11 protein-coding genes and 1 pseudogene are annotated in these 9,815 nt (G+C 68.5%); 8 read left to right on the top strand and 4 right to left on the bottom strand.

Annotation, left to right across the window (positions count from 1 at the left end; genetic code table 11):
• From VF794_RS41305 to VF794_RS41285, 5 genes and pseudogenes are all read left to right on the top strand, one after another.
• A pseudogene (locus VF794_RS41305) lies at nucleotides 1-223 on the top strand (3-hydroxyacyl-CoA dehydrogenase family protein); the annotation flags it as partial.
• Nucleotides 223-810 (top strand): hypothetical protein, encoded by a 588-nt coding sequence (locus tag VF794_RS41300; RefSeq protein ID WP_331119497.1) that lies wholly within the window; start codon nucleotides 223-225, stop codon nucleotides 808-810. The pseudogene VF794_RS41305 and the gene VF794_RS41300, both read left to right, overlap by 1 nt.
• Nucleotides 807-1,109 (top strand): hypothetical protein, encoded by a 303-nt coding sequence (locus VF794_RS41295; RefSeq protein ID WP_331119496.1) that lies wholly within the window; start codon nucleotides 807-809, stop codon nucleotides 1,107-1,109. Before VF794_RS41300 ends, VF794_RS41295 begins: the two co-directional genes overlap by 4 nt.
• The gene (locus VF794_RS41290) at nucleotides 1,106-1,351 is read left to right on the top strand and encodes a peroxidase (protein ID WP_331119495.1); all 246 of its coding nucleotides are present in this window, start codon (nucleotides 1,106-1,108) and stop codon (nucleotides 1,349-1,351) included. The genes VF794_RS41295 and VF794_RS41290 overlap by 4 nt, the downstream gene beginning before the upstream one ends.
• A gap of 96 nt (nucleotides 1,352-1,447) precedes the next feature.
• Nucleotides 1,448-1,687, top strand: coding sequence for a hypothetical protein (locus tag VF794_RS41285; RefSeq protein WP_331119493.1), 240 nt, complete (start codon nucleotides 1,448-1,450; stop codon nucleotides 1,685-1,687).
• Between the two features lie 24 nt (nucleotides 1,688-1,711).
• Here VF794_RS41285 and VF794_RS41280 read toward each other — a convergent pair whose 3' ends face one another.
• The 3 genes from VF794_RS41280 to VF794_RS41270 all read right to left on the bottom strand — a co-directional run bounded on the left by VF794_RS41280 (nucleotide 1,712) and on the right by VF794_RS41270 (nucleotide 4,646).
• Nucleotides 1,712-2,737: a hypothetical protein gene (locus VF794_RS41280; protein ID WP_331119492.1), complete on the bottom strand. Its 1,026-nt coding sequence runs from the start codon at nucleotides 2,735-2,737 to the stop codon at nucleotides 1,712-1,714.
• Nucleotides 2,738-2,886: 149 nt separating this feature from the next.
• Nucleotides 2,887-3,018: a hypothetical protein gene (locus VF794_RS41275; RefSeq protein ID WP_331119490.1), complete on the bottom strand. Its 132-nt coding sequence runs from the start codon at nucleotides 3,016-3,018 to the stop codon at nucleotides 2,887-2,889.
• A gap of 179 nt (nucleotides 3,019-3,197) precedes the next feature.
• On the bottom strand, nucleotides 3,198-4,646 hold the full coding sequence (locus VF794_RS41270; protein ID WP_331119488.1) for a hypothetical protein: 1,449 nt from the start codon (nucleotides 4,644-4,646) through the stop codon (nucleotides 3,198-3,200).
• 118 nt (nucleotides 4,647-4,764) lie between these two features.
• Here VF794_RS41270 and VF794_RS41265 point away from each other — a divergent pair, with 118 nt between their 5' ends.
• Nucleotides 4,765-6,270 (top strand): Ig-like domain-containing protein, encoded by a 1,506-nt coding sequence (locus tag VF794_RS41265; RefSeq protein WP_331119486.1) that lies wholly within the window; start codon nucleotides 4,765-4,767, stop codon nucleotides 6,268-6,270.
• A 7-nt stretch (nucleotides 6,271-6,277) separates the two neighbouring features.
• Here the strand turns inward: VF794_RS41265 and VF794_RS41260 are convergent, their stop codons facing one another.
• Nucleotides 6,278-7,342, bottom strand: coding sequence for a ParB/Srx family N-terminal domain-containing protein (locus VF794_RS41260; RefSeq protein WP_331119484.1), 1,065 nt, complete (start codon nucleotides 7,340-7,342; stop codon nucleotides 6,278-6,280).
• 76 nt (nucleotides 7,343-7,418) lie between these two features.
• Here VF794_RS41260 and VF794_RS41255 point away from each other — a divergent pair, with 76 nt between their 5' ends.
• Nucleotides 7,419-9,212 (top strand): DUF885 domain-containing protein, encoded by a 1,794-nt coding sequence (locus VF794_RS41255; protein WP_331119483.1) that lies wholly within the window; start codon nucleotides 7,419-7,421, stop codon nucleotides 9,210-9,212.
• A gap of 104 nt (nucleotides 9,213-9,316) precedes the next feature.
• Nucleotides 9,317-9,815 (top strand): AI-2E family transporter (locus tag VF794_RS41250; RefSeq protein WP_331119481.1); only part of this gene is annotated, 499 nt, incomplete at its 3' end.

Genomic DNA, 9,815 nt, shown 5'->3' with positions numbered 1-9,815 from the left:
CGCGGCCATCATGCGCGGCTCCGGCCGCCCGGTGCCCCCGGTCGTGGCGCAGAAGGTGGAACGGGGCGAGTTCGGCCTCAAGAGTGGGCAGGGGTTCTACACCTGGACGCCCGAGTCCACCGCCGCCTTCGAGGAGCGGGTGGCGCGCCACCTCATCTCCCAGCTCCGTGAGGAGCGCGCCACGGGCCGGCTTCGCATCCCCTCGTCGGAGGTGCCCAGGTGATGCCCGATACCGTAGTGCTGGACCTGTCCGTGCTCGCCGACTTCCTCGGCGACTCGGTGCGCGAGTACGAGTCGTGTACTCCGGAGCTGCCGCCTCGCAGTTGGGCCATCCTGCTCGGGCGCTTCGTCGAGGATGCCATGCATGTGGAGCGCGTCCGCTTCGCGCGCAACATCCGCGAGTCCGATGGCGAGGTGCTCCAGGAGTACGACTCCACCATCATTCCCCGCTTCGGCGCGTGCTACGCCAATAGGCGGCGCGGCTTCTGGTGTGAGCCCCAGGAGCTCCTGCGCATCACCCGCGAGGCCGAGGCGGAGGGCCTGGACGTGCTCGGCTCCATCCACCTGCACCCGGACTGGCACCGCATCGGCCCGCCCCACGAGCGCGGCCTGCGGGTCAGCCAGGAGCCCACTCCCATGGACCGCCACCTCTTCTGTGGCTCTGGCTGGCCGCTCAACATGATCCTCTACCTGGAGCGGCGTGAGGGGCGGCTCTACCACTCGCTCGGGGCCTGGGCGCCTCCTCCCGAGTCCGAGCCGGGCGCCGGTTGCCGCTCGCTGGCCATCCGCCTCGGGGTTCAAGGACGATGAGCCAGGAACGTCACGCGGCGCTGCGAGATGCGCTGACCAAGCAGGTGCTGGAAGGGCCAGGGCACACGGCCCCGGCACTGCGCGCGGCGGCGGCAAGGGGCGAGGAGCTGCCCGAGGAGTTGCGGGAGCTGGTGCGGAAGATCCATCAGCACGCGTACAAGGTCACGGATGAGGATCTCGTCCGGTTGAAGACGCGCTATAGCGACGACGAGCTGTTCGAGGTGATCATCAGCGCCGCGATGGGGGCCTCGCTGGAGAGGCTCTTCGCCGGGCTGCGAGCGCTGGAGGAGGCGAAATGAGGCTGGAGAAGGTGCACCACGGACATCGCCTGCGCGAGAAGCTGCTGCTCGGGCTCATGCGCCTCATGATGCGCGCGTCGCCGCCAGGGGTCGTGCGCACGCTGCTCTACCGACAGGAGTTCTTCGGCGAGCGGATCTCCCTGCTCACGCAGCAGGTGATGCGCGGTCCCTCCGACTGGTCGGTCGGGGAACGGGAGCTGTTCGCCGCGTTCGTCTCCCGCCTCAATCAATGTTCTTTTTGAACGGGTTCCCACTCCGCGGTCGCGGAGGCAGCACTGGGTGAGGAGTTCACGCGACGGGCGCTCGAGGATTACAAGACCGCGCCCATCTCGGAGAAGTTGCGCGCGACGCTCGGCCTTCTGGAAAAGCTCACCCTGGAACCGGGCGGGCTCGGCCCCGAGGACGTGCGGCCCGTGCTCGCGCTGGGCGTCTCCCACGAGGCGCTCGTCGACGCCTTCCACGTCGCGTTCCTGTTCAATGTCTATGACCGGCTCGCCGATACGCTCGGCTGGGAGGTACCGCCGCCCGAGTTCTTCCGCCGCGGTGCCAGGAGGCTGCTCGAGCGCGGGTACGGCTGAGGCGAGTCCCCGCACCGGGGGTTCTCACTTCACGGGGAGGAGGTCGCCGGTGAAGGCCACGCCAGCGGCGATCATCGGCATGGCCCTGGAGACCTCCTGCCCGGTGCGGTAGCGGTGCGACAGCCACCAGTTGGCCATGAGCAGCACGGTGGGCGAGTTGAAGATGGCGCCGTCTTTCTGGAAGAACGTATAGGCGAGGATGGGTCCCAGGCGGTGCATCGGGCCGTTGAGGTTCTCCTGGGGCTCGCCTGGCTCGAAGTGCTCCGGTCCGTAGAAGGCGTGCGTCACGGTCCAACGCAGGCCGAAGGTGAGACCCAGCTCCGTCTGGTAGAGCAGGTCCGCGTCGTTCGTGTAGAACCAGCCGCGGTCCGGCGCCAGGACATCGTAGAAGATGTCGTAGAAGACGCGATCTCCCTCGCGCAGCTCATAATCCGGTCTCACCACGCGAAGCTGACTGCGTCCCACGAGGGGCCCCACCTTGAGCTGCAGGTTGGCGCCGAGGGTGAGCTGGTTGCCGCTGGTGGAGTAGTTGCGCAACGCACTCCCGGGAGGCAGCTCGCCACGCTGCTCCAGCAACGCGTCACCGAACTCGCTGCGCGCCGAGGGAAACGACTGCAGGAAGTTGAGACCCCCGAAATAGAAGACCTGCTCGAAGATGGCATAGAAGCCCAGGACGGACAGGGGCTGGAACTCGGCCAGGAGCCCCACGCGGCCGAATGCCGGGCTCGCCGCTGGAGCCAGACCGATTCCGATGAAGTTGTCGCGCAGGGCCGGCGACTCGCTCAAGTACAGGCGGTAGCGGTAGCTGATGCGTGCATCGTCCAGGAGGCCGAGTGGATTGGTCCGCAGCACCAGCGAGTTCCGGTAGACGACCCGGTGTTGCGGCGGGGGGCCGTCCCGCAGCATCTGGGCGCTCGCCGGAGCCGCCACCGCCAGCAGCAGGAGTGGCAACACCGTGGCCAGCGCACGCCATGAGCCGCACCGCTGGAACCCGCTCTTCCCTGCAATCCGCTGCACCTTGCGCACCTGGAGACCCCCTTGAAGGACCACGCGTGACGGCACCTCGCGCACCCTAACCTGAATCGGGCGGGCTCGGCCCCAGCACGTGTGGCTGAGCGCGCTCCTCACCGAGTGACCGCGGTTCAGGACCGCCACCGCGCGGGCTGCTCACCTGAGGAGCAGCTCCGCACGCCACGAGCTCACCACTTGGTGGGGTTGAGCGCATTGGCGGCGCTCCCAAGGGCGTCGACCGAGGTGTTCCAACCCGACTTCAGCGCATTGTTGATCTGCTCCTTCGCGTAGCCAGCCTGCTGCAACGCCGTGTTGGCCAACCTTCACGGGTCCTTTCGAGGTCAGAACTGCACGCGCTCTCCCCCTGTACCGTTTCATCCTCCTTGGCCGAGAACGCGAGACGAAAATGACAGGGTATGGGCCGCTGTCGTACTCGGGGCGCCGACGCCCAGCGGGCTGCCGCCTCGTGGCGGGGAAATGAAGTGGGAGGCGGTGTCGTCTAGTAACCCAGGTAGAGGAACCGCATCGAGGACGTCTTGTCCCCGAAGCTCGCGTTGTTGAGGTTCAACGAGCCGCGGCCCGAGAGATCCCGGTAGCTCCCCCCGAAGTTGGAGTGCTCGTAGATGCGGGCCCGCCAGCCGTAGGGCAGGCAGTAGCGCACGGCAGAGGTCTTGTCGTTGAAGCCCTCGATGTAGGAGAAGTTGGAGTACTGCTCCTTCCCATAGTCGGGGTAGTCGACCATCAGCCCGCGGTCGCTGAAGTTGGAGTCATCGTAGAACTCGACGAAGGCCCGGTTGATGTCGCTGTCGCAGCCGGCGTTGGGGAAGATGGAGCGGAACTCCATCATCTTCACCGAGCTGCTGGGGCCGTCGTTGTCATGCTCGGTGCCGTAGACGATGAGCTGGCCCGACGGGTCCACGTAGACGCCTCCCGCCGCATCGAGGTTGCACTGCCGGTTGGTGCCACTGTCGTAACCGGGCGAGGGATAGCCGCAGTACAGGTGCTTCCTCGCGACCTTGGTGATGACGGTCTGGCCGTACTCCTCGGTCAGCCGGAACAGGTCGATCCAGTCCTCTCCGTTGGACGAGTTCAGGTGCGTCCCCACCAGGAAGAGGGTGCCGTCACACTGGGTCACCAGGTTGAGGTTCTGGTAGTTGCCGAACTCCCAGTCGCCAATGCTCGAGCGCAGCTCCCCCTCGTTCCAGTTGTCCACCAGCGCGAAGCCTGTCGCCGCCGAGCGCAGGTCCACATCCGTGGAGCGATAGAGCTCGAGGTTGTTGGCATTGGCCCGCCCGAGGATGAGCAGGAAGCGGCCATCCGAGAGCTTCGCCAGCGAGGCGGTGCCCGCCTCCTTCGTCTGCCCGGGCTGGCTCACGGGCAGGCGCACGGGGCTCCAAGGGGAGGCCATGTCGTAGAAGACGACGCGGCCGTTCTCCCCCGAGGAACCCGACTCCAGCGGCACGGCGAGGAGGTTGCCGGAAGCCTGCATGCCGCCCGAGTGGGTGTAGGTCATGTCCCAGAACCATGCGTCGGCGATGGCGCGGTCCTCGCTGGGCGGGGAGGTGGCGGGATAGGAGGCGTTGGGGACGAGGCGGTTGGAGCGAAAGCGGGTGCCTTCGGTGTTCCGGGAGCCCATCTCCACCACGGTGAAGGCCTTGGTCGTCCCCGAGTGCGAGAGGGCGAGGTAGCGGCCTCCCCCACCGGGCAGGCGCTGGACTCCCTGCCAGTGATTGAACAGCGTGACCGGATCGCCGATGGGGAAGAAGCCGAGCACGTCGCCGTGATCGCGCAGGCTGTTCACGGCGGTGACAGCATCGGGCACGCACCGGTTGCAGTCGTCCGCCCCCCAACCGCAGGTGGCTCCGGTCGTCCACTGGGCGAGGGCGCTCCCCGCGGTGAAGCAGGTGGCCAGCAGTCCCAGTCCGCCCAGGGTTCGAATCATTTTCATGCTCAAGTTCACTTCTCCGTGTGAGCGGTCAGTTTACCAGGAAGGACCGCGTGGCATGAGGCGCTGCCCCACCCTCTGCTAGGATGTACCGCGCCTTCCCCCAAGCCCCGGAGAACCCGTGACCTCGTCCGGAACACAGTCGGCAGGCTTCTGCGCGTGCGCTCGCGCGAGCCTCTTGCCCGAGCTGCTCGTCGCGCTGTTCGTGCTCTCCCTCGCCGCCTGCGGAGACGGGACCGGGGAGCCACCTCCCCCACCCCCCGTGGCTTCCATCTCGGTCGTCGCCCCGGCCACGAGTCTGGAGCGCTCGCTGACGATGAAGCTCACCGCGCACGTTCGCGACGCCAACGGAGGCGACCTGACGGACCGCGTGGTGGCATGGAGCACCTCCGACAAAGCCATCGCCGAGGTAAATGCGAGCTCCGGCCTGGTGACGGGAAAGAGCCCTGGCAAGGTGACCATCACCGCCACGAGCGAAGGCAAGTCCGCCCAGACCCGGCTCGACATCTTCGTGCTCTACAAGTCCATCCAGCTCGGTGACCTCTTCAGCTGCGACGTGGGCAGCGGCGTGGCGAGCTGCTGGGGTTGGAATGGCTTCGGTGTCCTCGGAAATGGGACGCAGTCGGGAAGCACCTCCACCCCCACGGACGTGATGGGCGGGCTCGCGTTCACGCAGGTCAGCACCTCGACGCTGCACGTGTGCGGCCTGACGACCGCCGGCGAGGCGTACTGCTGGGGCTCCAACAGCACGGGCCAGGGGGGCACCGGCGACTCGCGGGGTCCGAGCCTCACGCCCAAGAAGGTGGTGGGCGGCCTGACCTTCAGCCGCATCAGCGCGGGGGACACTCACACCTGCGCGCTCACCCCCGCGGGCAAGGCGTACTGCTGGGGAGACAATGATTTCGGCCAGCTCGGCGTGAACTCCGATGTGGAGTCCCTCGACACTCCGACCGCCGTCGAGGGCGGGCTCACCTTCAAGAACATCAGCGCGGGCGTCAGGGCGACCTGCGGCGTGACCACGTCCAACCAGGCCTATTGCTGGGGCTCGGACGAGAGTGGCGAGCTCGGCAACGGGGGGCCCATCAGTCACATGACCACGGACATCAGTCTCGTCCCGGTGGCGGTCGCCGGAGGCTTGTCCTTCTCTTCCGTCGGCGTGGGGCAGTTCTACGCGTGTGGCCTCACCACCGCGGGCGGCGTCTACTGCTGGGGACGCAACGACGTGGGCCGGCTCGGTGACGGAGAGACGACCGACACCTCCCAGCCCCGTGCCATCGCGAGCCCCCTGACCTTCACACAGCTCGACACCGGCTTCACGCATGCCTGCGCGGTGGCCACGGGTGGCGAGGCGTACTGCTGGGGGGCGAACAACGCCGGTGAGCTCGGCGTGGCAGACCCCGCGGACCTGAGCCGCGTGCCCGTGCTCGTGAGCGGCGGCGGCACCTGGTCCGAGGTGACGGCCGGCAGGAATGCCGGCAACGCGCACTCCTGTGGCATCAGCGCGGACCGCAAGACGGTGAGGTGCTGGGGCCGCAACGACTACGGGCAGCTCGGCAACGGCGGCACCAGCCCGAGTCGGACGGATGTCCCGGTGGGCGTAGTGGGCCAGAGTTTTGATTTGGAATGACACGGGATCAGGGCCGCTCGGCGACGAACCACGCCCAGTCCTCGGGTTGCACCGGGAAGGGGTTCCACCGGTGCCAGGCGAGCACCTCGGCCCTCCAGGTGGGGAGCCCACCCTTCACGGGCCAGGCGCGCGTCACGGTGCTCCGCCTGTGCCCCTGGAAGTTGAGCCGCAGCATGCGGTTGACCCTGTCGATCATCGAGGGCGTCGCTCCGGCGCGCAGATGGTGCGCCGCCGACCGCATGACGCCCTCCTGTCCCTCGGGACTCGAGGGCAACACCTCCTCGAGGACCGGCCAGAGCCCCAGCAGGGGCGGCGCGACACCTTCGAGCAGGGCCGCGTGCAGTCGGTCGTGCCCGTCGAGCACCAGCCACTTCCCGAGGAGATCCACGTAGCGCACCAGCGCGGGCGGCAGCGTCCCGTCCCTCGCGCGCTTGCGCCAGCTCTTCACCCGGCCATCGTCCTCGGGGGATGGGGCGCGCAGCGGTACCAGGGCCCCCTGAAGGACAGTCCCCTCCTCCCAGGGCGGGCCAAACGCCGTCCAGTCCTCCACCCAGAAGGGCTCGAAGCGCAGCACCCCCTCGGGCGAGTGCGGCGAGAAGGGGAACTGGCCGAACCGCCACTCCATCGTGCTCACGGGATAGCGCTCTGACTCGGCGGCACGGATGGCCTTCACGGGCCGCAGGCACCAGCGCCCCGCGTGCAGCACCGGATGCTCGGGCAGGGCGAGCGAGCGCCCCAGCCGCCACATCCAGGCCTCCCACCAGCGAGGCGAGCCGGGCTCGTGCGTCACCTCGCGCACCTCGGCCGCGGAGAGCGAGGGCAGACCCCAGGGCATGCTCGGAGTGCCCCGGAGGAAGCCACATCGGTCCCAGTAGCCGTCGATGCGTACCCAGAGCAGCGGCTGGCCTCCACTGCTCACGCGCAACCGGTAGCCCGGCGCTGCCTCCAGGTGCAGGGAGGGCCGCCGCGCCCAGGGACCCTCGCGCGGCACGTCCAGCAGAAGCCCCGGGCCCGCCAGCGGCAGTCCCCAGTCCTCCGTGTCATCGGTGCTGAAGGCCACGCCGCGGTGCATCTCGTCCTCCTCGAAGTCGCCGGTTGTCGCAGGAACGGCGGTGGGAGAGGCTCCTGACCATAACCGGAGGTGTTGCTTGTCCGTATCCCCGTCGCGTGCGCTCGCCGCCGCGCTCCTCGTCCTGCTGTCCGCCTGTGCCACCTCGCGCCCCGCCGCCCAGACGGAGGCCTCCGCACAGAATCCCGCGCGACAGGCCCTGCGCCGGCTCGTCGAGGCTCACTTCGAGGAGCAGTTCCGCCGCTTCCCTCTCGCCGCCACGTCCCGGGGGCTGCACACCTACGATGACCAGCTCGCCGGCTTCACCGCCGAGGAGCAGCTCGCCTGGGTCGACTTCCTGAAGAAGGAACTCACCGCCCTGCCCCAGCAGGTGGAGCGCGCGGCGCTGGCTCCGCTCGACCGGGCCGACTACGACATCTTCGAGTCCAACCTGAAGGCCCGCATCCTGGAGCTCGAGCAGGTGCGCGGCTGGGAGCGCAACCCGAACACCGCCCTGGGCTTCGCCTCCGGCTCGGTGTACCAGCTCATCAACCGGGACTTCGCTCCGCTGGAGCAGCGGATGCGCTCGGCGGTGGCGCGCATGTCCCGGCTGCCCGAGGTGTTCGCCGCGAGCAGGGCGACGCTGAAGAACCCGCCCCGGCTGTGGACGGAGATCGCCCTCCAGCAGGCGGCCGGCACGCGCTCGCTCTTCGCGGAGACCCTGCCCCAGGCCTTCGCGCCGGTGAAGGACGCGTCCCTCCAGGAGTCCTTCAAGAAGGAGCAGGCCCGGGTGCTCGCGGCCCTGGAGGACTACGTGCGCTTCCTGCGTGAGGATCTGCTGCCACGCTCCAACGGGGACTTCGCCATCGGCGAGACCTTCTACCGCCAGAAGCTCGCCTACGAGGAGGGCGTCACCGACGACATCGACACCCTGCTGGCGTGGGGCCGCTCGGAGCTGAAGCACACGCAGGACGAGTTCCGCGAGGTGGCGCGCCGGATCGACCCCTCGAAGGCGCCCATGGACGTGTACCGGGAGCTCGGCAAGGAGCACCCAACGCCGGCGGAGCTGGTGCCCACCACGCGGGCGACGCTGGAGACGATCCGCCAGTTCCTGGTGGACCAGCACATCATCACCATCCCGAGCGAGGTACGGGCGCAGGTGGCGGAGACGCCGAGCTTCAACCGGGCGCTCTCCTTCGCCAGCATGAGCACGCCGGGCCCCTACGAGACGCGCGCCACCGAGGCCTACTACTACGTCACCCCGCCGGACCCGACGTGGAGCGCCGAGCAGACCGAGCAGCACATGAGCTTCTACAACCGGTATGCGCTCCAGATCGTCTCCATCCACGAGGCCTATCCGGGCCACTACGTGCAGTTCCTGTGGACGAACAAGAAGGTGGACTCGAAGGTGCGGCAGCTGATGGGCAGTGGCTCCTTCAGCGAGGGTTGGGGCCTGTACACCGAGCAGATGATGCTGGAGGCGGGCTACGGCGGCACGGGGCTGGAGGGGGACAAGCTGAAGCTGAACCAACTGGCGCTCTACCTCCAGCGGCTGGCGCGCTACATGGTGGGCCTGTCGCTGCACACGCGCGGCATGACGTACGAGCAGGCGGTGCGCTTCTTCGAGGAGGAGGCGTACATGACGCGCGTCAACGCCGAGCGCGAGGCGCGCCGGGGCACGAGCGATCCCACCTACCTGGTGTACGCGCTGGGCAAGAAGATGATCCTCGAGCTGCGGGAGGAGGCGAAGGCGCGCTGGGGCAAGGACTACAGCCTCCAGCGCTTCCACGACGCGGTCGTCTCCTACGGCTACCCGCCCGTGCCCGTGGTGCGCCGACTGATGTTCGGCGAGAACGAGCCAGCCTTCGGCCAGCCCGGACGCCAGGAGCCCTGACGAGCGGGCCCGGGGTGATTGTCGCGCACCGGGGCACGAAGCACCCTGAAAGGTGACCAGGAGATCGTGCGAGAGGGGCAACGGTGGCGGGCATCAACTCGTCAATGGGTCACCCCTCCCAGGTGACCTTCAAGACGGCCTTCACGGTGTCCTTCGCGGTGCTCGCGGTGGCGGCGCTGGCGTACGTCCTCGTGAAAACGGAGGTGGTGCTCCTCCTGACGAGCATCGCCGCCCTGCTCGCGGTCGCGCTGAACCACCTGGTGAACATCCTGGTGCGGCGAGCCCGGCTCGAGCGGAGCCTCGCCATCGGGCTGGTGCTCGCCACGCTGCTGCTCGCCCTGGGGACGTTGGCCTGGCTGGTGATTCCCACCGCCATCACCCAGGTGCAGGAGCTGGTCGCCCAGGCCCCCGACCTCTTCGAGCGGTTCCGCACCTCGCGCGCCGTCCAGAGCCTCGAAGCGCGCTACCACATCCTGGAGCACCTCCAGCGCAAGGGCGACCAGTCCACGACCGAGCTGGCCACGAACGCACTGCCCCCGCTGCTGCACGCCGTCAGCGGGGCGTTCACCCTGCTGGGTGCGACGCTCACGGTCGTCTTCCTGG

It is taken from the genome of Archangium sp., from assembly GCF_036389735.1.
Lineage (GTDB): Bacteria > Myxococcota > Myxococcia > Myxococcales > Myxococcaceae > Archangium.
Note: the sequence above shows the minus strand (reverse complement) of the source record. Positions and strands in the feature narration are given on the sequence as shown.

Coding starts and splice junctions, on each gene's coding strand:
- VF794_RS41300 (WP_331119497.1), top strand. CDS start 223: ATGCCCGATACCGTAGTGCTGGACCTGTCCGTGCTCGCCGACTTCCTC.
- VF794_RS41295 (WP_331119496.1), top strand. CDS start 807: ATGAGCCAGGAACGTCACGCGGCGCTGCGAGATGCGCTGACCAAGCAG.
- VF794_RS41290 (WP_331119495.1), top strand. CDS start 1,106: ATGAGGCTGGAGAAGGTGCACCACGGACATCGCCTGCGCGAGAAGCTG.
- VF794_RS41270 (WP_331119488.1), bottom strand. CDS start 4,646: ATGAAAATGATTCGAACCCTGGGCGGACTGGGACTGCTGGCCACCTGC.
- VF794_RS41260 (WP_331119484.1), bottom strand. CDS start 7,342: ATGCACCGCGGCGTGGCCTTCAGCACCGATGACACGGAGGACTGGGGA.